This is a genomic window from Hyphomicrobium sp. LHD-15, from assembly GCF_031157355.1.
Classification (GTDB): domain Bacteria; phylum Pseudomonadota; class Alphaproteobacteria; order Rhizobiales; family Hyphomicrobiaceae; genus Hyphomicrobium_C.
This window is the reverse complement of the sequence record NZ_JAVIFT010000008.1, coordinates 92,593-112,910: the sequence shown is the minus strand read 5'-3', so window position 1 is coordinate 112,910 and position 20,318 is coordinate 92,593. Positions and strand designations below refer to the sequence as shown.

Here is a 20,318-nt window from a genome sequence, read left to right as displayed (position 1 = left end):
GTCGCTGCGAAACCGCTAACTGATTGGGCTTGCGGGCTAACTCCCTCTAGCGCCTTGCTTAACGCCAGATTCGCGAGGCTCGACGATACCGAGAAAGACAGCATGACGATATAGCGGATATAACGTACGGGAATTCTATCCAAGGTTCCCACACACTCCACTGGGCGGGTCTCTTTTCCGCCGGAATTGAGCCAGATACGCTCGCCCAGATAACAGTCCGCCCAATCCGATGACGCGCGCGTCCCTCGCGCCCTCGAAAGCAACCACCGAGACCCATGACGAAAAAACCGGCAGTACCAGGCCTGTGCCTGTTGGCGGAGATACGGCAAGGCGCCGAATGGCTGCGCCGCATCGGCGAAGCACTCGACGCGACAGGCGCAGTGACGCTCGTGCTCGGCGCCCCGCAAGACACCACGATCGATCAGGCCGCCGCCCGCCCGCTCGTCGAGCTGGCTCAGCAGAAGAAAGTTGCGGCCCTTCTCGTCGACGACGCCGTCACCGCCCGCGCAATCGGAGCCGACGGTGTTCATCTCTCGTGGCGTCCCGAGATCGACGAAGCCTACGTCGCCGCCCGCAAAACGCTCGGAGCCGAGGCCATCGTCGGCGCCGACGCAGGTTTCTCGCGCCACGACGCCATGGCCCTTGGCGAAGCAGGTGCCGACTACGTCGCATTCGGAGAGCCTCCAGCAGCCGAGGCTGAAACCGACACAGCGGAGGAACGTGCCGAACTCGTCACGTGGTGGGCGGAAATCTTCGTGGTGCCCGTCGTAGCCTTCGGAGCGAACCGCCTCGACGACGTCGCGCAGCTCGCCCGCGCCGGCGCCGATTTCATCGCCGTGCGCCTGCCCGACGACGCCACCGGCGCAACGACGATCCCGGCTTGGGCCGCGGACCTGCGCGCTGCCCTGCGGGCGCCCGCCGACGCCGCCTGAGGAAGACGACCGTGAAAACGAGCCATTTCATCATCCTCGGCATTCTCGGCCTGGTCGTTGGCGTTCTCGGCGCGCTATTCGCCACCGGCTCGCTCGCGCCTTATCTGCCCGGCGCGCTCAACACCGCCTCGCCCACGTTGCAAAGCGAGCCGAAAACTCTTCCCGCCGAGGACACCGCCTACGCCGCCTTCGATCAAGGCCGCTACCTCACCGCGCTCGAGCTTGCCGAGCAAGCGGCCACCCGCGACGATCCGCAGGCCCACACCTTGATTGCCCGCATCTACGCCGAAGGCCTCGGCGTGCCGAAGGACGAGGGCACCGCAGCACGTTGGTACGCACGCGGCGCCGAGCTGGGCGACATCGCCGCCATGCGCGCGCTCGGGACGATGCTCGCCGAAGGCCGCGGCGTCGCCAAGGATATGAACCTCGCCGCCGAGATGTTCGAGAAGGCTGCGGTCACCGGCGACGCGCTCGCCAACTACAATCTCGGTTTGATGTTCCTGCGCGGCACCGGCAAGCCCGAGAATTTCTATCGCGCCGCAAAGCACATCGAATACGCGGCCCAGAAAGGCATCGCCGCCGCCCAATATGATCTGGCCGCCCTCTACCTCGAAGGCAAAGGCGTCACCAACGATGCTCTCGAAGCCGCCCGCTGGAGTTCCAAGGCCGCGGCTCAAGGCCTGACCGCCGCCGAGTACGACTATGCCGTCATGCTGCTGCAGGGGCGCGGTCTCAAGGCCGACGAGGGCAAGGCCATCAGCTACCTCACGTCCGCAGCCGAGAAGGGCGTCGCCGGCGCCCAGAACCGGCTCGGGCATGTCTATGCCGAAGGCGCGGGCGTTGCCGCCGATCCCGTCGAGGCCGCCAAATGGCGATACATTGCCAAGGCCGGCGGCATCGTCGACGACAAGTTCGATCTCTACGTCGCAGCCCTCCCCGACGCTGACCGCACCAAAGCCGAGACCTCCGCGACCGAATGGCGCGAAAGAAAGCAGATCATGCCCTGATCGGGGCTTGGCCCGCTTTCCGTTAAGCACCTCGCTGCGATCGGCGGCGAAAAGGGTTGACGTTCCGGCCCGAACCCGTCAGAGCCTCGCCAACGAACCCCGATAGAAACCCGCCCCTCACCTCGGATCGCGCCGATCATGCCAGCCTCAGCCCTGATGAACGTGATGGTCGCCGCCGCGCGCAAGGCGGGCCGTTCGCTCGCCCGCGATTTCGGCGAGGTCGAGAACCTGCAGGTCTCCGTCAAAGGCCCCGCCAACTTCGTCTCGGCCGCCGACCACAAGGCCGAGGACATCATCTTCAAGGAGCTTTCGAAGGCGCGCCCCGGCTACGGCTTCCTGATGGAAGAGCGCGGCGAGATCGAAGGCGACGACAAAACCCATCGCTGGATCGTCGATCCGCTCGACGGCACCACCAACTTCCTGCACGGCATTCCCCATTTCGCGATCTCGATCGGCCTCGAGCGCGAGGGCGTGCTGGTAGCGGGCGTCATCTATAATCCGGCGAGCGACGAGCTGTTCACCGCCGAGAAGGGCAAAGGCGCCTTCTTGAACGATAGACGCCGTCTCCGCGTGGCCGCCCGCAAATCGCTGGCCGACGCCGTGGTCGTCACCGGTATTCCTCATCGAGGACGCCCCGGACACCCGCGTTTCATGGACGAGATGAAGGCCGTGATGACGGAAGTCGCAGGCTTGCGCCGTTCGGGTTCGGCCGCCCTCGACCTCGCGTATGTTGCGGCCGGCCGTTACGACGGCTACTGGGAGCGCGGTTTGAAGGCATGGGATCTGGCAGCCGGCATCGTGATGGTCCGCGAAGCGGGCGGTCTCGTCAGCGACGTCAACGGCGGCGACAAGGCGCTCGACAGCGGCAACGTGCTCGCCGGCAACCAGTCCATCACCAAGGCGCTGCTCCCGCTCCTCGCGCACTAAGCGCGGCTCCAAGCTCAACAACGATCATCGACAGCCATCGAGCCGGATCGGCTGGGCGCGCCGCAGCGGACGTGCCGCGGCTATCCGGCCATCCCAGCACGTTTCTGGTCGCAAGACTTGACGCGAATGAGATTGGGTAAGTCCTTCAGCTTGTCGGAAGGCACGCAATCCGGAAGCCCAGCCTTCCTCGCCCCGCTGACAAACACGTCAGCCTCCTTATCCGCGAAGCCGCCCGCCTCGCCGAGATACTTCTCGGCGATCCACGTGCGATCGAGACTTTCAACGATGGCCGCGGCTTTTTCTGCTTCCGGAGCACGACCCATATACGCGTAGGCCATTGCCAGGAATGCGTAGTCGAGGGCCAGCGGCTCTTTCACGAGCAGCCTGTACCTCACGGACCGGTCGTACTGACCCCCAAAGAAAAACACCAAACTAAGCCCCTGATTGTACCAGTCGGGATAGTGAGGATTCAGCCGAAGAGACCGTTCGGCCAAACTGACTGCGCGGGCCGATTCACCAAACGCCGGAAGAGACCAGGCGATGCTTAGAAGCAGGTCGGCATCGGAAGGCGCGAGCGTTTCCGCCCTGTTCAACTCGGCGAGAGATTGCTCCGGCTTTCCTTGATAGCCGTAGGCCATGCCAAGAACCTGGTGCGTCAGGCCATCGTGGGGATCGAGCTTGACCGCGTGATCGGCCGCATCCCTCATCTTTGACACCGCCTCCTCGACAGAGGGCGCCAAACCGAGATCAATCAAATAGAATTGGACAGTCGCTAGCCCGACGTACGCGCGTGCCAATTGCGGATCGAGCCTGAGCGCTTTGTGAAACAGGCCTTCCGCTTCGATCAGCCCTTCCTTCGTCACCTTGTGTTTCGCCTCCATGGCGAGCAGGTACGTGTCGAAAGCGGTCAGGTTTGCGGGCGGCCTGCGCCTCAGCAGACTTCGCTCGGCCTCCGCGACGGCGCCTTCGTAGCCGGCGAGCGTGGCGACGATCCGCTGCGTAACATCGTTTTGGACCTCGAACAGGTCATCGGCAGGCCGGTCATAACGCTCGGACCAGACGTGACGACCGGAGGCGGCTTCGATGAGCTGTGCCGTCACCCGCATCCTTTCGCCCATCGACTGGATACTGCCCTCGAGCGCATATTTCACACCGAGGTTGCGGCCGATCTGGCGGATATCGATCGGCTTGTTCTTGTAGACCTCGGTCGAATTTCGAGCGATGACGACGAGATCCTTGGAGCGCGAGAGATCTGTGATGATGTCCTCGGTGACGCCATCCGCAAACCGCTCCCACTCGGGATCGTCCCCAATGTTTTCAAACGGAAGTACGGCAATCGATGGCTTTTCCGGAAGAGCCGGACGGAAGTACGAGCCGTTCATCCATAGAAAGCTTGCCGCAGCGATCAGCAGTACGGCAACGGTTGCCGTTCCCGCCGACATCCAGCCAGTTTTAGAACGGGAAATATCCTTGGCCTGCTGCTCATCCTCAGGTGTTGCTCGCGCCTGAAGAAACTCCACGTGTCGATCGGGAGTGGTCCGGACCGCCTGCTCAGGTTGTGGCGCAGAGCTCGCTGCCTGTCGGAACTCGATTTTCGGCGCGTAGCTGCCTTTCGGAAGTTCGACGCGAACAGCATCGTCCTGCCCCTCGACCTCATAGTACTCGCGAAGCTTGTCACGCAGGCGCCCCGCCTCGATGCGCACGATCGGGTCAACGAGCGGGTCGAACGATGCGGGGCGTTCGAAGACTTCCAACGCGATGGTATAGGCCTTGAGCTTCTCGCCGCGCCCCGCCAGCGTTTCGTTGACGAGGTATTCTAAAAACCGCTGCCGTCGTTTCGACGTGTGAAACGGTCCGCTGTTGAGGATGCGGTCGAGTTGCGCGCGAACGGACGTCTCGTCGGACTCGTTCGGCCTCCCGCCGGTATCACTGTGTGCGGCGTCCGTCATGCATCACTCCGAACGAGCCGGAACGGGGCCTTTCACGCCGGCATCGGGGCAGTCGCATACCGTAACATACTACGATTGACCGGCCCGAACTGTCACGTTTCCGCCGTGGGTGGTCATACCGCCGAAATCCTTGTTCGACCTCCCTCCAGCATCCGCATCGCTGCACCACGCTCGCGGACAGTCGAAACCGAGGAGGAAAGCAATGTTCAAATCTATCATCTTTGCCCTGCCGTTACTCGTTCTCGGCCACGGTATGGCAAATGCCGGACAGACGATTGACGTCGCGGCCACGATGGCCTGCGTGAACGACAAGTGGAACGAGACGGAACCTGAGAAAGGGCACAAGCTGGCCGAATACGCCGGCCGATGCGTCGTCATTCCCAACGATTCCAACGCAAAAAACTATGTCGAGGACTGCGCGGGAAACTATGAGTACATGCCTGACGGAAGCTGGAAGGGCGCCGGAACCTGTAGCGTCGATCTTAAAGCCGGAGACACGATATCTCTGACCTGGGAGGAGGGATCTCACCTCCAGGACTACAAGTACGAGTACACGGGCGGCACCGGAAAATATAAGGGCGCGAAAGGCGGCGGAACGTACAAGACGAACGAGCTGACGACGACGCTCTATGGCGGCAGAAAGAAAGGCAACCTCGAACTGCCCTGAACAAGAACGCCGGTGCTCCGAGACGTTCTGTTCCTCTCGCGCCGCTCTAAAACGAGGCCCCGCACTCGGGCCTCCTAACGAACTAGGCGCGGCGCGCTTTGCTCCAAGAAATACACCGTTGGACGAGGGCTAGCCTCAGCAGTTGCTTTCCAGCTTGTGGAGCCCCGCAGTCTCGTTGCGGCCCTGCACCTCGGTCACTTGATTGAGGGTGATGACGCCAATTGTGAGCCCGAATTTCGGTTCGGCCTGAATGTAGGTCGTCGTGCCGGGCTTGAGGTCGAGCTCCCACGAGTCGGTGCCGCCACCCAAGTTGACGTTGAGCGCGAAGTTTCCAACCGAGACCCGATGCGGACCCGGAGGAAGCTCGCAAACGACGAAACCATTCGGCGTGCTTGCGCCGACCTTTTTGTTGTCGACGTTGTAGTCGGGCTGAACCGCAAGCCCCATTGCGTTCGTCCGGTAGATGACGAGCCTCGCAACCTGAGGATTGATGCTACCGGTAAGCAGCTCGCGACCTGTGGGACCGGACGAAGCGCAGCCCGCAAGTGCAACTACGGCGCAAAGCACCGCGCTTTTCGTCTTCATCCCCGTCCCCCGACGTCCTATCCGCGTTCACGGCAGAAGCGTTTTAGCCGAAGGAATCACGCGATGGAAAGTGCGCTTGCGCACGAATACGGGGAATAAACCGACGGACAGGGACGCGTGGATCCCTACCAAAAATTCCCGAACAGGCAGGACAGAGTTAGCTCCATGATCCGACAAGCGCAGCCGCAGGCCGAGGCCTACCTACGATGATCGTCTCATCAGGGCTTGGCTAGCGCGCCTTCTTGGTCCCGCGTGCCGCGAAGCGCACCGCTTCCTCGGCCGCCCGCACGATCGCCTTGGCCTTGTTGATGCATTCCTGCTGCTCTTTTTCAGGAACGCTGTCGAACACGATGCCCGCGCCCGCCTGCACGTAGAGCTGGCCGTCTTTCACGAGAGCGGTGCGCAGCACGATGCAGGTATCCATCTCGCCATCGGCGGTGAAGTAACCGACGCAGCCCGCATAGGGTCCGCGCTTGGCTTTCTCGAGCTCGTCGATGATCTCCATCGCGCGCACCTTGGGCGCGCCCGAGACGGTGCCAGCCGGAAAACCGGCCATCAGCGCATCGATGGAATCGTGCTTGCCCGAAAGCTTGCCGATCACGTTCGAGACGATGTGCATGACATGGCTGTAGCGCTCGATGACGAACTTGGCCGTCACCGAAACCGTACCGACCTCCGCGACGCGGCCCACGTCGTTGCGCCCGAGATCGAGCAGCATCAGATGCTCGCTGCGCTCCTTGGGATCGCGCAACAACGCATCCGCCAGCGCCTTGTCCTCAGCTTCCGTCGCGCCGCGTGGCGCCGTACCCGCGATCGGGCGGATCGTGACCTCACCGTCCCTGAGCCGGACGAGAATTTCCGGGCTCGATCCGACGAGGGCAAACGAGCCCAGATCGAGATGAAACAGGAACGGCGAAGGGTTGGTGCGCCGAAGCGCTCGGTAGAGCGCGAACGGGGGCAGCGCGAACGGCGCCGAGAAACGCTGCGACAGCACCACCTGGAAGATGTCGCCTGCGCGAATGTATTCCTTGGCCTTTTCGACCATGGTCTTGTATTCGCGCGCCGTCGTGTTGGAGCGCGGCTCCGGCTGCGCGAGCTTCTTCGACGCCACGGCCGCGCTGTGCGGCAACGGCTGATCCAGCGCCTCGACCGTCGTCTTGAGCCGTTTGATCGCAGCCTTGTAGGCTTTGTCGGCCTCGGTTTTCCCGTCCGGGCGCACCGGCGTGACGATGCTGATCTCGTCCTTCACTGAATCGAAGATCACGATCACCGTCGGCCGCATCAGAACGGCATCGGGCACGCCAAGCTCGTTGTCTTTGGCATCGGGCAGCTTCTCGATCAGCCGCACCGTATCGTAGCCCATGTAGCCGAACACGCCCGCCGCCATCGGCGGCAATTCCGGCGGCAGCGCCAGCCGCGAGCAGGAAAGCAGCCCGCGCAAGGACGAGAGCGCAGGCTCTGCTTCAGCCTTGAACGCGTCGGGCTTGCGGACAGGATCGCGGTTTACTTCCGCCGTTTCGCCGGCTGCCCGCCACACCACGTCCGGGTTGAGCCCGATCACCGAATAGCGCCCGCGCGAAACCCCGCCCTCGATCGACTCGAGCAGAAACGAGAACGGCTTCCCCGTCGCGAGCTTGAGATAGACCGAGACCGGCGTCTCGAGATCCGCGACGAGGCGCGTCCACACGACCTGCGGCTCGCCGGCCCGATAGCGCCGCGTGAAAGCGTCGAGCGACGGCAACGTCTCGATTTCCGCTGTTCTCTGCGAGAGCGTGCTCAAGAGAACGGCCCTCCCGTTTACTGGTCCGTTCCCGCAGCCGCGCCGGTTGCGCGCGCCAGCTCCGCTTCATTGATCTGGACGTTGAGGTCCGCCTTGAGCGCATTGACGTAGGCCATCAGATCGTCGTTGGCGATCTGCTCCGCCAGCTCCTTCGAGAGCTTGTCGGCCTCTTCCTTCGTAGCAGCGCTCGCAGCGGTGATGTCCTTGACCTGGAACACGATGCGGCTGCCGCGATCGCTGGTCTCGGCGTAGCCTGCGCCTTCCTTCGGAAGCGAGAACGCCTGCTTGACGGCCTCTGTGGTCAATCCCGGCGGCGAGTGGTTGCGCTTGATCCCCTCGGAAACCTCGGCCTTGCCGCCGGCATCCGCCGCGATCTTCTCGAACGCTTCACCGGTCTTGAGCCGATCGACGAACTTCTGCGCAAGCTCGTTCAGGAGCCGCGACTTCTCCTTGTCGATGTAGACCGTCTTGACCTGGTCCTTTACCTCCTCGAACGGCTTTTGCTTCGGCTCCGTCACCGAAAGCACGTCGAACCAGGCGAAGGCCGGGCCCGGAAGCTCGACAGCCTCGGGCTGCGTGCCGACCGGCGTTGCGAACACTTCCTTGAGCGTGATCGCCGCGTCGGGGATGTCGATCGCGGTCTTGCCGTCGGGCGTTTTGTTGTCCCGGTCGACGGCTTCGACATCGAAGAAGCGGAGCTTCTGCTCTTCGCCGATCTCCTTCAGCGTCTTGCCGGCATTACGGCCCTCTTCCACGAGGTCGAACCTCTCCTGGATCAGCGCTTCGGCGCGCTCGCCCGCGAGCTTGTCGCGAACCTTCTCCTTGACCTCTTCGAACGTGCTTTCCTTGCCGGGCGCGATCTCGACCGCACGCACGAGCACGGTTGCGAAGCGTCCTTCGATCACGTCCGAGATCTTGTCGCGCTCGAGGCTGAAGGCCGCATCCGCGATCTTCGGGTCGATCAGCTGGCTCTTGGAGATCATGCCAAGGCTCACGTCCGCTTCCGTCGCGCCGGCCGCTTTCGCCACGTCGAAGAAGTTCTTCTTGCCCTCGACGAGTTCCTTGCGGGCAGCTTCCGCGGCCGCCTTGTCCTTGAAGGCGATCTGCTGGATGCGCCGCTGCTCGGCCGTGTCGTAGGTCGCCTTGTGATCGGTGTAATAGGACTTGAGCTCGTCGTCGGTGAGCTTGATGTCCGATTTGAGCGCATCGACCGAAAGCACGAGAAGCGCAACCTTGCGATACTCGGGGGTCATGAAGTCGGCCTTCTGGGCCTCATACGTCTCCTGGAGCTTCGCCTCGTCCGGATCCGGCACCACCGCCTTCATCGGATCGATCTGCACCTGCTCGATCGTACGCGTCTCCTCGCGCCATTTGTGAAGATCCTCGACGACCGGCTTCGGCACCACCACCGCCGACGACAGCGCATCCGAGATCTGCCCGCGCACCTCGTCGTCGCGCCGGATCGCCAGGAAGCCCTGCTCGCTGAGGCCGAGCTGACGCAACAGCCCATCGAAGCCCAGCTTCGAGAACTTGCCGTCCGCGCCATGGAAATTGGGATCGTTGCGCACGCCTTCCGCCAGCGTCTCGTCGGAAAGCGAAAGCCCGAGCTTCTCGGCGTGGCTCTTCACGGCCGCCTGCGCGATCAGCTCATTGAGCGCCTGCCGGTCGAGCCGCAGCATCAGCGCCTGCTCGGTCGTGAGACGGCCGCCATCCTGCAGCGTCAGAGAACGCATCTTGTTTTGGAAGGCGCGCTGAAAATCGGTGACCGTCACATCCGTGTCGCCGACTTTGGCGATCGATCCGCGCCCGAAGCCGCGGAATACGTCGGCCACGTTCCAGAACACGCCGAAGCTCACGATGAGAATGGCGAAGAGGAGCTTGGCCAGCCAGCCTTGGGCGCCGCGTCGGAGGGCGTCGAGCATAGAAAGTGATCTTCCTGTTAAATGCGTGCCGGCGAGCACTCGGGTCGTTCAGGCTCCGCCGCCACCGCTTGCAGAAAACGTTTATCCCGTCCATGACGGGACGCACGGGGCTGATATGAAGCCCACCCGGCTCGTGAATGCAAGGCCGAGGTGAGGCCGCGAGGGTAAACAAGGTTCCGATAGCGCCGTCAGCCTCTTAAGCAGGGGGAGCTATCTCCGGCCGCGGCCGGTAGCGCGCAACGGACATAACGATTTTTTGACGGGGAGTTGCCACGCCAATGACCGAAACCTTGAGCGAAATCCGCCCTTTGGTTGCCGGAAACTGGAAAATGAACGGCTTGAGCGCCGCCCTCGGCGAATCAGCCGAGGTCCGCGACGCCCTTCCCGCCCTTGGGAAAAGCGCCCCCGACGTCATGATCTGCCCGCCCGCGACGTTGGTCGCCCAGCTCGCAGCGGCAAGCAAGGGGTCGGCGTTGGCGGTCGGCGGCCAGGATTGTCACGCGGCCGCCTCCGGCGCACACACCGGCGATATCTCCGCGGAAATGCTGAAGGATGCCGGCGCCACGGCCGTGATCGTTGGACATTCCGAGCGTCGCGCCGACCACGGCGAACTCGACCGCATCGTCAAAGCCAAGGCCGCAGCCGCCCATCGCGCCGGGCTCACCGCGATCGTCTGCATCGGCGAAACCAAGGGCGAGCGCCTGGCCGATCTCACGCTCAATGTCGTCAACCGCCAGCTCGCCGCCTCGCTGCCCGATACGGCAACCGCGCACAACACCGTCGTTGCCTATGAGCCGATCTGGGCCATCGGCACCGGGCTCACGCCCGAGGCGAAGGACGTCGCCGAGATCCACGCCGCGATCCGCAAGAATTTGGAGAGCCGTTTCGGCCCCGCGGGCAAAGGCATCCGCATTCTCTACGGCGGCTCCGTCAAGCCCACCAACGCCCGCGAGCTTCTGTCTCTGCCCAACGTCAACGGTGCGCTCGTCGGCGGCGCAAGCCTCAAGGCGGTCGACTTTCTCGCTATCATCCGGGCTTACGGCTGAGGCTCACGGCTGGCGCCTTATTCGAATTCCCAAATCCGCCAAACGCGGCTAGCGTGCTTCCGGAAAAAGCCTGTCCCGGACATGATCCGGGATGGGGACTGGTCATGGCAGAGCCATGCGAGTAACCCAGTCCGATAAGAAGCACGATCAAACAAAGACCTAGAGCCGCGGCTCTAGGAGATCGAACGAAACCGCATCCTGTGTTGCATCAGCCCGGATCGCCCGCCATGAAGGCCTATCGTTTGGCAACAACGACGAACCCAGTGAGAGGCAAGCGGGTCGACCGCCTCCCGGTCCTGGCAGCCGTTTTACTGGCCGCCTCGCCCGCAGCAGCCGCGCCGCTCGATCCCCAGGCCTGCACCACATTGAAGTCGGAGTACCAGAGCCTCGTCGCCGCTGGTGCCAAATCCGACAAGGAAAAGGGCCCGCAATGGGCTAAATCGAACCTGCAGCCGGACCGGCTCGGCGCCATCGAACGTCTGATCACGGTCGAGGAGCAACTGAGCTTCCGTTGCGGCGAGGTGCTGACCGCGCGCCCCGCCCTCAAGGAGCAGCCGAAGCCCCCTCAGGTCCTGAATGCCGATGCCACCGCAGCCGGCACCGGATCGAACAAGGCAGGGGCCGGCAAGATCAGCTCGATCCCCCCTCCGGTCCGCAAGAACAAGAATGCGGGCGCCGACGCCCCAAAAGCCCCCTGAAAAAAGCTATGCGCGGCGCTCACCACCCTCAAAACCACGCCCCATCTAGCTCTCGGACGCACGGTGGTGTAGAAGCCCAGCAAAATCCCTGTGTTTCGCCCTCCGGGAAGGGCATGGAGCCTATCCGATCATGACCACGGTTCTACTCGTCATTCACCTTATGGTTGCATCCGCGCTCGTCGCGGTCGTTCTCTGGCAGCGTTCGGAGGGCGGCGCGCTCGGCATTGGCGGCGGCGGCGGTGGCGGTTTTCTGACCGGCCGCGGAACTGCCAACCTGCTGACGCGGACCACGGCAATCCTTGCCGCTGGCTTCTTCCTCACCAGCATCCTGCTGACGCTGGTCTCCCAGCGCTCGGCGCCGACCGGCTCCGCATTCGATCGCGCACCGGCTGCGTCGACGACGGCCCCGGCCTCGGCACCTGCTGCGGAAGGAACTCCGGCGGCTCCCGCCGCACCGGCTGACAACGCTCCGCGCGGCGGCATTCTCGACAAGCTGCAATAACGCTTTCGAGGGCTTCAGAGAGCTGAGGATGTGGCCCGGCCGCAACTGGCCAGGGACGCTTGCACTTGCTAGCGTCCCTGCGTTCAGGAGCGGAGAGAAAGCCATGACACGGTTGCGCGACACGGCCGCGGGCGCGCTTGCAGCGATCGGCGCTCTACTGGCTGCCGGCTGCTCCACGGGCATCGGCAACGTCGGTAGCCTCGGCAGCACCGGCGCGCTGCCCTATCAGCATTCCAACGCCATCATGAACGCGGGCTATTCGGAAACCCAGCTCGGGCCGGACCGCTACCGTATCCAGGTCAAAGGTCCGTTGAACACGCCGCGCGAGCGCATGGAAATGGTCGCGACGACGCGTGCTGCCGAAATCGGCAAGGACAACCACCTGAGGTATTTCAAGATCGAAGGCTTCGAGCACGCGACCACGTGCCAGAAGTACATCGCCGGCGGGCAGCGGGGCGGCTCGGGTGCCGAGAAAAAGCAAACCGGCTTTGCCGTCCTCAACGCCAACGTGGTCTACACGAAAGACACGCCCGACCCGAGCTACGTCGAATCGAAAGCCGCCTTCGACCAATACCGCAGCCAGCTCGACCAGCCCCAGGCCGGCAGCCTCCCTGTCGATCCCGCGACCGCCCAATGCGGTTAAGTCGACGCTGCCAAACCCGTTAAGCGTCTCCGCTGTGGGAAATCCCCGAGCCGGCCCCTCCGCCTGGGCGTGCGCGCTCATGAAACGAGACTTTCTCCATCCGGTGCGGTAAGTGGGCTCGCCCTCCAGCACCGATCTCCGCGACAATCGTGGATGAGACAAGAAAACCGCTTCGAATCACGAAGGTAGAGCTGTAATGTTAAAGCCCATGCAACGGTACATCTTCATTACCGGCGGCGTGGTCTCCTCCCTCGGAAAAGGCCTGACGTCAGCCGCCCTCGGCGCGCTTCTGCAAGCGCGCGGATACTCCGTCCGTCTCCGCAAGCTCGACCCCTATTTGAACGTCGACCCCGGAACGATGAGCCCCTATCAGCACGGCGAGGTGTTCGTCACCGACGACGGTGCCGAGACCGACCTCGACCTTGGCCACTACGAGCGCTTCACCGGCGTTCCGGCCAAAAAGTCGGACAACATCACCACCGGCCGCATCTACCAGGACATCCTCGCCCGCGAGCGGCGCGGCGATTATCTGGGCGGCACCGTGCAGGTCATTCCGCACGTCACCGACGCCATCAAGCAGTTCGTCGTCACCGGCAACGAGGGCATCGACTTCGTGCTCGTCGAGATCGGCGGCACGGTGGGCGACATCGAAGGCCTGCCGTTCTTCGAAGCCATCCGCCAGCTCGGCAACGAGCTGCCCCGCCATTCGTCGATCTTCATCCATCTGACGCTCGTGCCCTACATTCCGTCGGCGGGCGAGCTCAAAACCAAGCCGACCCAGCACTCGGTCAAAGAGCTGCGCTCGATCGGCATCCAGCCCGACATCCTGATGTGCCGCTCCGACCGCGAAGTGCCGAAGGGCGAGCGCAAGAAGATCGCCCTCTTCTGCAACGTGCGCGAGGAAGCCGTCATCCAGGCCCTCGACGCGCCGTCCATCTACGATGTGCCGCTCGCCTACCACCGCGAAGGCCTCGACGAGCAGGTACTGGAAGCGTTCGGCATCACCGGCGCGCCGAAGCCCGATCTCACCCGCTGGGACAACATCTCGCGCAACATCGCCTCCCCCGAGGGCGAGGTGACGATCGCCATTGTCGGCAAGTACACCGGCCTCAAGGACGCCTACAAATCGCTGATCGAAGCCCTCGTCCACGGCGGCATCGCCAACCGCGTGAAGGTCAAGCTCGAATGGATCGAGAGCGAGATCTTCGAGCGCGAGGATAGCGCGCCCTATCTCGAAGGCGTGCACGGCATTCTCGTGCCCGGCGGCTTCGGCGAGCGCGGCTCCGAGGGCAAGATCCTCGCCGCCAAATTCGCGCGCGAACGCCGCGTGCCCTACTTCGGCATCTGCTTCGGCATGCAGATGGCGACCGTCGAAGCCGCGCGCAATCTCTGCGGCATCGCGAGCGCCAGCTCGACGGAATTCGGCGCCACGCAGGAGCCCGTCGTCGGCCTCATGACCGAGTGGATGAAAGGCAACGAGCTCGAGAGCCGCCGCCTGGGCGGCGACCTCGGCGGCACCATGCGGCTTGGCGCTTTCCCGGCGCACCTCGGCAAGGGCAGCCGCATCTCTGAGATTTATGGCGCCAACGACATCTCCGAGCGCCATCGCCACCGCTACGAAGTGAACACGCAGTATCGCGAACGCCTGGAAAACGCGGGCCTCCGCTTCGCCGGCCTCTCGCCGGACGGCCTCTTGCCCGAAACGGTGGAGTACCCGGATCACCCGTGGTTCATCGGCGTCCAGTTCCACCCGGAATTGAAGAGCCGCCCGTTCGAGCCGCATCCCCTGTTCCGCAGCTTCATCGCCGCGGCCGTGGAGCAGAGCCGGTTGGTTTAAGCGCTCTCAGAACAGCTTCTTTTCCTTAATCAGCATGCACTCCTTGGAAACTTGGAGCGGCCGCGTCTCGGGCGGCACGACATACGGCCCGAGACAGGCCTTGCGACCGCTGCGCACCTCCGCGAACCCGCAATCGGCCGAGATCATGCGGACGAAGCGATCGAGCGGCAGCCCGCCGCCATGCTGCTTGATCAGCCGGTCGCGGCGGTAGCGCCCGCGGCGCTTGCAGTAGCGGCACGCGACCTCGATGACCGCTGCAGGATAATTGCTCAGAGTTTCCTCACGCACGTCCACACCTCGCGACGATCTTTGCCGCTCGCCAACGAGGTCAGGACTTGAGGGGCGGGGTAACGGCAGTCGAGACCGTTGGCGAGCGGCTTGACTTATGTAGCGGAATAAGAACAAAACAGGAACACAAAAGTTCCGCAATCCACAACGGAGGTCCCCCATGTCGGAATTTGTGCCGGAGATCGTGCCGGAGTTCGCTCGCACCCACGCCGCCCTGTTCGATGAGCTGGAGCGGCAAGGCTTTTATTGCGTGGACGTCGTCAAGCTCACGCGCGCGGTTCTGGGCGCTCAGACGATCATTGCCCAATCGAACACGCGCGCTCCGGCCTTACCGTTCGGCGGCAATCCCGCGCGACGTTGCGAGACATGCGAGTGAGGAGCAAAGCTCGCAACGTGGGTGCGAGCGCCAAAGCCGCCTCGCCGGATGGCCCGCTGCGCGAGACGGGGGAGAACCCGGATCACCCGTGGTTCATCGGCGTCCAGGTCCACCCGGAATTGAAGAGCCGCCCGTTCGAGCCGAATCCCCTGCTCCGCAGCTTCATCGCGGCAGCCGTTGAGTGGAGCCGGTTGGTTTAAAAGCACCAACTACTATCGGCTTAATCTGTGGATAGATCCTTCCCGCTTCAGTACGCCTCACCATTCAACCTTAAACTGCATTGAGTCGAAAATTCTTCGTGCGCACTACTTCCGCGCGTTTTCTCATCATTTGACATTGGCGACACAATGAGAACCGAAGACCTATCCGAAATACACACCCTGGCTGGCGCGCTCGGCGTCGCGACCGCAAAAACCCAAAAATTCTTATCCAGCATAGCAGATGAAGACGATAATTCATTTGACCTAAAAGCGAAGCCACCTCAACTCAACGACTCCGTTTCCGACCTACTAACCCGCGCAATTGTTGTATCAGGCCTTATAGAAGGTCTTGAGGCCGGAGAGGTAATTGATCTCGTCCCAAAAAGCTTTTTAGAATCCAACAAATCCAATCTACAGAGCGCCATATCTGCGCTGGAAGGTGTCGAGAGTCACATTGAAACCACCATTCTGCAACACGGCGGCTTAAAAACAATCAATTACGATGATTTCCAGGCAGTCACTAACGGCGGTCAAGCAGCGGACCTCAACGGACCGTTTTCAACGTTGAACAAGCGACTAGAGGCACTGCTGCAATCATACCATCAATTAGCCAGCACACTTGGGATTCGCGGCGCAAAATCATTCCAGTCAGCAACAAAATCACTTTCCGAATTGGTTCAAACAATTTCTCTCGACACCGACGAGGCGAGAAAAATAAGGCAATCCCTGGCAGAATCAGAAGAGCGAGCGGCCGCCATATTAACCACCATGAAGTCCGAACAGGACGAGATCGCACGCCTAAAAGATCAAGCCGCAAACGATAGAAAAACAATCACCGAGTACACATCGGAAAGCACGGAAAAAGTAACTTCAATCCGAGCTACACATGACAGCGCCTCTTCTCTGGAGGGAATCGTTGGCGAGTATGAAACGACCTTCAAAGAATTTCAGACCACACTCAATGGTCAAAAGGATGAAATCAGGAAAGGAAAAGCGTCCGTCAAGGAACTGATTCAGCGACTGGAGGGAACCATCCTGACAGTTGATGAAACTATTGCCAGATCTGAGGCAATGCTTTCGTCCGCCACCGTTGCAGGACTAGCTCAACACTTTTTTCTATTGAAAAACGAAATCGCTAGCGAACTGAGGGGCGCCCGGAGGGCATTCTACTTCGCAATTGCCATGCTGGCTTTGTCTGCAATTCCATTGGCCATATATATTCTAGCCCCAATTCTAAACTTATTCTTTCCTGACACCATCGGAGCAGGCGAGCAACTCGGCCTCCAGCCTGAGCCCAGCCATTTACAACACCTTGTACAATTGATCGGACGGATAGCCTTCCTAATTCCGGCTGCTTGGTTCGTATCGTTCTCTGCTCGTAGACATGCCTCCTTGTTTAAACTTCGCGAGCACTACGCTTACAAATATTCAATGGCCGTCTCGGTCGAAGGCTTCAAAAAACAGGCACCTGAGTACGCTTCTGAAGTAGCTGCGACAGTCCTGGAACAGCTTGCATTTAATCCTGCCGAACGGATGGACGCGAAACTGCAGGATAGCAACGGTCCCGCGCCCATTTTAAACATCATTCTCCAACGTCTCCGAAAAGGAGAGGCGGGGGAGCCAACCGCCTGAACGGCTATACCCCAACGCGATGCAATCCCATCCGAATATAGGCGACCCGACTTAGACACCCCGACCTCAGCCATTCTTCCGTGAGCATCGCGGACTTCGCTGAAGTCTTTCTGCTCCGCGCCGTCTTCAACTGTCGCGCCTTGCCAAAGGCACAACCGGATTCGATAGTAGTCTATTACGATGTCGCGTATTCGGGGGGCCGCGTATGTCACCACCCACCATCGGTTCAGAAATTGAAGTTCGCCGGACCGGCAAGGTCACACGGTACAATGACGACAACACACTGAATGTGAAGCTGAAAGAAGGACGGGGGCGCCCTCACAAAGTCCGCTTCGCTGACATTCTACATCCGCCCACCGGCAGCCAACCTGCACCGGCGACAACTAGTTTCACAACGCTGCCAGCGCTAGCTCCAATTCCGCCATTGCCGCCGCTCGAAGCACAGGAAGAAAAGCCAAATAACAGCGGTCGCCTCCTAGGCATCGGTACGATTGTGACTGTGCTTGGAATGATTGTTGCTGGAATTTTTCATGGTGTTGGCGTCCAACTTTGGAGCGCGCTCTGGACGGCGGTCACCGGCGACCCTACTATTGGCCACTGAAAATCTTATCCCCGCTCCCAGCCGCCCACTTATCCTCTCCGCATCCCGCTCAACCGGGGGCCGGCGCGAGCTGGGCGTTTGGTGAGCAGGAGCTGCGCCTCCCTCAACACTGGTACCATCAGCTAGGCTGGAAAGGTTCGGAGCGGACTCTCGGTTTGATGGACCGGGAAGCCAACGCGTGCACGGTGGATGTTCGGGCACGCGCCTTCGCGCCGGTGAGGTTGCATCACCGTGGGGCCGTCCCCGTGCTGGCGTCATACCCAGCGCGCCGGCATCAATTTCGCGGTGATGCGCAGCAGCAGTGGAGCGGCCTGGCCGCATCCCCGAGTTCTACCCACGGCCTGCCGCTCCGCTCCCCGGAGTTTTCACTTCTAAGCCCGCTCTTTGACATGCTCCGGCAGTCCAGCCGCAGGCCCCGCGCCGCGCGGCTATCGAGCCGCGCCACGTTGCAGAAGTGACGAAGCCTCAATGCGTCATGCCGATCCGAACGACGAAACCGCTACGGCAGACACGTCCCGCACTCGACGCAGCGCAGGAACGGGCCACCCTCGTCGACATACTTGAGGCAGCATTGGCCAGGCCCGGTGCAAAAGGCGGACCGCAAAGCCGGAGAGCTTTTGGGTTCCCGATCGAACAAGCCAAACCGTTTGGCAGCTTCGGGATATTTTTTTGAGAGCGCCGAAAAATCGGCGAAGAACTCTTTGTATTGGGCTGGCACTTCGGCATCGGAGCCGGCCTGAGCCAAGGTTGCGGCGCCGATCAAGGTCGCCAGGACGAGGAGAAACACACGCATCGCTGCACTCCATCATCAACACATCATTGAAAACGTCAGTCCTTCAAAATAAATTGTCAGTCGGCGAACGATACCGCGAGCGAGCCGGCCGCAAAAGCATTGGTTTATTCCCGGCCGGAACTCTCCCTTCACGTTTTCGGCACGTCAGAACGCACACGCCGAACTCGCGATGTATTCGCCCGAACGACATACGAAGACTTGCTTGATCTCACACGCGACACGTTCCGCTGGAAGGCTCCCATGCGCACGGCCCTGTCACGACTGGTCACAATCGCACTGGTCACACTCGCCGCAGCAGTCCTCGCCTGCCCTGCACAGGCCGACCCGCGCACCGCGTGCATCACCGCATGTGAAGCAACCGCCCAGACTTGCATGGGCGCATCCCACGCGAAGTACGATGCCTGCAAGCCCGCAGCGAACAAGCAATGCGCGAACACGGTGGCTGCGGAGAAATTCAAGTGCCTGACCACGGCGCTGAGGGCCTGCAACACCAACCACTCCGCCGAATTGGAGCCTTGCCGTACGACCTTCGACACCTGTTACGCAGCCTGCGGTCCGCACCCCGCCGACACGACGAATTTCTGGTGCGCCTTGAATGCGGACAGCGTCGCAACCTCGGTCACGACGCGCAAGGATGTCTTCTGCGCCGGCACGCCCGGCCTCACCCCGGCGGACCAGCTGGAAAGCTGCGTGAAGCGCCACACGCCCACCGACCCGGCCATGGGCTTCTCACTCGACTGCGAACCGCTGGGATAACCGGCAAGCGAACGACGCCGTCGCGGGAATGCCGTTCAATTCTTGCCGTCAAGGCACGGAGCATTGCGAAATGCGGCAGGCATCAGCACATGCTTCTCCATTGCGAGATCTCGACGTGACGAGCATTCAACACGTAGGAGGAACCCATGACGAGCAATCGAATGTGCGTTCTCGCTTTGACGGCGGCTTCCGCGATGGCCTGCTTCGCTCCACCCGCAGTCGCAGCCAAATTCGATGGCAGCTGGAGCATGGTCGCGGTGACGACCCGCGGCCATTGCGGCACCATCCCGATGGGTCTCGGAATTAAGGGAGGCCGCATCTACGCGACGGGCGGTTCATTCGCGTTCTACGCGATCAGGCTGGGCGGCCGCGTTTCTGCCACGGGCAATGCGCGCATCAATGCCGTGGCAGGCCCACGCACCGCGAACGGAACCGGGCGCTTCAGGCACACCGAGGCCAGCGGGATGTGGAAAGGTCGCGGACCCTCGGGTCTTTGCTCGGGCACCTGGAGCGCCAATCGCTCTTAGAGCACCTCGAGCGCCCCCGCGCACATCACTTATCCTCGCCTCTCGGAACGGTGGCAGCCTCTCCAAAGCGGACGGCCTATCCGCTGCCGCCCTGCTGCCACCTGCCCGCTGCCGCCTGCCCGCTCCTGTTGCCCCTCCATCCATTAACCTTCGCGCTCCCCATGCATCCCGCTTCCCCACCTCCGCCACTTGGTTAATCGCACCGGAAGCCCGCAAATCCTGGCGTCACGCCACCCCTCATCGTCCCTCAACCAAACCCACGTGTTGCAGAGGCCCACCGACATTCACAGTTAGCGGCGGACTTGATGGCGTGGGGGGCTGGAACCTGAAAGACTCCGGTCAAACCCCACTTCCAGTGCGAGATCCAAAAATGACTGCTATCGCCGGATGGCGCATCCAGGTGCGTCCCCAGTTCTGCGAGACGGACCTCAACTCCTCGATCTTCCTCAGCGTCGGCATTGCCGATCGCGAGGCCGCCGTCGAGGCGGTCCGCAATCGTGACGATGCCGAGCCGGGCGAGCATGTATTTGCCGTGCGCGCGCTCAGCGCGGAGGAAGTCGGCCTGTCCTCGGCGCGCGTGATCCCGCTCAAGGAGTATTTTGGATCGGCGCGTCCCAGGGCGCTGGCCCAGAAGTCCGGATAAGAAGCAG

General features: G+C 62.1%; 21 protein-coding genes and 1 pseudogene. 16 read left to right on the top strand and 6 right to left on the bottom strand.

Annotated elements, in window-relative coordinates:
- The first annotated feature begins 275 nt into the window (after positions 1–275).
- The 3 genes from RCO24_RS18620 (at position 276) to RCO24_RS18610 (ending at position 2,866) form a co-directional block, all read left to right on the top strand.
- Positions 276–932 (top strand): thiamine phosphate synthase, encoded by a 657-nt coding sequence (locus RCO24_RS18620; RefSeq protein WP_308964188.1) that lies wholly within the window; start codon positions 276–278, stop codon positions 930–932.
- Between the two features lie 11 nt (positions 933–943).
- Complete coding sequence (locus RCO24_RS18615; RefSeq protein ID WP_308964187.1) at positions 944–1,939, top strand: hypothetical protein; 996 nt, start codon at positions 944–946, stop codon at positions 1,937–1,939.
- Between the two features lie 138 nt (positions 1,940–2,077).
- Positions 2,078–2,866: an inositol monophosphatase family protein gene (locus RCO24_RS18610; protein WP_308964186.1), complete on the top strand. Its 789-nt coding sequence runs from the start codon at positions 2,078–2,080 to the stop codon at positions 2,864–2,866.
- 80 nt (positions 2,867–2,946) lie between these two features.
- Here RCO24_RS18610 and RCO24_RS18605 read toward each other — a convergent pair whose 3' ends face one another.
- Positions 2,947–4,815, bottom strand: a complete 1,869-nt coding sequence (locus RCO24_RS18605; RefSeq protein WP_308964185.1) for a hypothetical protein — start codon at positions 4,813–4,815, stop codon at positions 2,947–2,949.
- Between the two features lie 202 nt (positions 4,816–5,017).
- Between RCO24_RS18605 and RCO24_RS18600 the strand changes: the two genes are divergently transcribed.
- Complete coding sequence (locus RCO24_RS18600; protein ID WP_308964184.1) at positions 5,018–5,482, top strand: hypothetical protein; 465 nt, start codon at positions 5,018–5,020, stop codon at positions 5,480–5,482.
- 135 nt (positions 5,483–5,617) lie between these two features.
- Here the strand turns inward: RCO24_RS18600 and RCO24_RS18595 are convergent, their stop codons facing one another.
- The 3 genes from RCO24_RS18595 to RCO24_RS18585 form a co-directional block, all read right to left on the bottom strand.
- Positions 5,618–6,067: a DUF2846 domain-containing protein gene (locus RCO24_RS18595; protein ID WP_308964183.1), complete on the bottom strand. Its 450-nt coding sequence runs from the start codon at positions 6,065–6,067 to the stop codon at positions 5,618–5,620.
- Between the two features lie 229 nt (positions 6,068–6,296).
- On the bottom strand, positions 6,297–7,847 hold the full coding sequence (trpE, locus tag RCO24_RS18590) for an anthranilate synthase component I (protein WP_308964182.1): 1,551 nt from the start codon (positions 7,845–7,847) through the stop codon (positions 6,297–6,299).
- Between the two features lie 17 nt (positions 7,848–7,864).
- On the bottom strand, positions 7,865–9,769 hold the full coding sequence (locus tag RCO24_RS18585; protein ID WP_308964181.1) for a SurA N-terminal domain-containing protein: 1,905 nt from the start codon (positions 9,767–9,769) through the stop codon (positions 7,865–7,867).
- A 278-nt stretch (positions 9,770–10,047) separates the two neighbouring features.
- Between RCO24_RS18585 and tpiA the strand changes: the two genes are divergently transcribed.
- The 5 genes from tpiA (at position 10,048) to RCO24_RS18560 (ending at position 14,495) form a co-directional block, all read left to right on the top strand.
- Positions 10,048–10,815, top strand: coding sequence for a triose-phosphate isomerase (tpiA, locus tag RCO24_RS18580; RefSeq protein ID WP_308964180.1), 768 nt, complete (start codon positions 10,048–10,050; stop codon positions 10,813–10,815).
- A gap of 227 nt (positions 10,816–11,042) precedes the next feature.
- Positions 11,043–11,513, top strand: a complete 471-nt coding sequence (locus RCO24_RS18575; protein ID WP_308964179.1) for a hypothetical protein — start codon at positions 11,043–11,045, stop codon at positions 11,511–11,513.
- A gap of 130 nt (positions 11,514–11,643) precedes the next feature.
- Entirely contained in the window at positions 11,644–12,015 is a 372-nt protein-coding gene (gene secG, locus RCO24_RS18570) for a preprotein translocase subunit SecG (RefSeq protein ID WP_308964178.1), read from the top strand.
- Positions 12,016–12,118: 103 nt separating this feature from the next.
- Positions 12,119–12,658 carry a hypothetical protein gene (locus RCO24_RS18565; protein WP_308964177.1) on the top strand — a complete coding sequence of 180 codons (540 nt, stop codon included), beginning with the start codon at positions 12,119–12,121 and terminating at the stop codon, positions 12,656–12,658.
- Positions 12,659–12,866: 208 nt separating this feature from the next.
- Positions 12,867–14,495, top strand: a complete 1,629-nt coding sequence (locus RCO24_RS18560; RefSeq protein WP_374990980.1) for a CTP synthase — start codon at positions 12,867–12,869, stop codon at positions 14,493–14,495.
- A 6-nt stretch (positions 14,496–14,501) separates the two neighbouring features.
- On the opposite strand, the gene RCO24_RS18555 is transcribed toward RCO24_RS18560, so the two are convergent.
- Entirely contained in the window at positions 14,502–14,783 is a 282-nt protein-coding gene (locus tag RCO24_RS18555; RefSeq protein ID WP_308964175.1) for a hypothetical protein, read from the bottom strand.
- 160 nt (positions 14,784–14,943) lie between these two features.
- Between RCO24_RS18555 and RCO24_RS18550 the strand changes: the two genes are divergently transcribed.
- The 4 genes and pseudogenes from RCO24_RS18550 (at position 14,944) to RCO24_RS18535 (ending at position 17,592) form a co-directional block, all read left to right on the top strand.
- Complete coding sequence (locus tag RCO24_RS18550) at positions 14,944–15,159, top strand: hypothetical protein (protein WP_308964174.1); 216 nt, start codon at positions 14,944–14,946, stop codon at positions 15,157–15,159.
- A 38-nt stretch (positions 15,160–15,197) separates the two neighbouring features.
- Positions 15,198–15,359: pseudogene (locus RCO24_RS18545) on the top strand (CTP synthetase); the annotation flags it as partial.
- Positions 15,360–15,506: 147 nt separating this feature from the next.
- Complete coding sequence (locus RCO24_RS18540; protein WP_308964172.1) at positions 15,507–16,991, top strand: hypothetical protein; 1,485 nt, start codon at positions 15,507–15,509, stop codon at positions 16,989–16,991.
- 205 nt (positions 16,992–17,196) lie between these two features.
- On the top strand, positions 17,197–17,592 hold the full coding sequence (locus tag RCO24_RS18535; RefSeq protein ID WP_308964171.1) for a hypothetical protein: 396 nt from the start codon (positions 17,197–17,199) through the stop codon (positions 17,590–17,592).
- 499 nt (positions 17,593–18,091) lie between these two features.
- Here RCO24_RS18535 and RCO24_RS18530 read toward each other — a convergent pair whose 3' ends face one another.
- The gene (locus RCO24_RS18530; RefSeq protein WP_308964170.1) at positions 18,092–18,385 is read right to left on the bottom strand and encodes a hypothetical protein; all 294 of its coding nucleotides are present in this window, start codon (positions 18,383–18,385) and stop codon (positions 18,092–18,094) included.
- A gap of 198 nt (positions 18,386–18,583) precedes the next feature.
- Here RCO24_RS18530 and RCO24_RS18525 point away from each other — a divergent pair, with 198 nt between their 5' ends.
- From RCO24_RS18525 to RCO24_RS18515, 3 genes are all read left to right on the top strand, one after another.
- On the top strand, positions 18,584–19,141 hold the full coding sequence (locus tag RCO24_RS18525) for a hypothetical protein (RefSeq protein WP_308964169.1): 558 nt from the start codon (positions 18,584–18,586) through the stop codon (positions 19,139–19,141).
- A gap of 146 nt (positions 19,142–19,287) precedes the next feature.
- Complete coding sequence (locus RCO24_RS18520; RefSeq protein ID WP_308964168.1) at positions 19,288–19,668, top strand: hypothetical protein; 381 nt, start codon at positions 19,288–19,290, stop codon at positions 19,666–19,668.
- Between the two features lie 370 nt (positions 19,669–20,038).
- Positions 20,039–20,311, top strand: a complete 273-nt coding sequence (locus RCO24_RS18515) for a hypothetical protein (protein WP_308964167.1) — start codon at positions 20,039–20,041, stop codon at positions 20,309–20,311.
- The last annotated feature ends 7 nt before the right edge of the window (positions 20,312–20,318 follow it).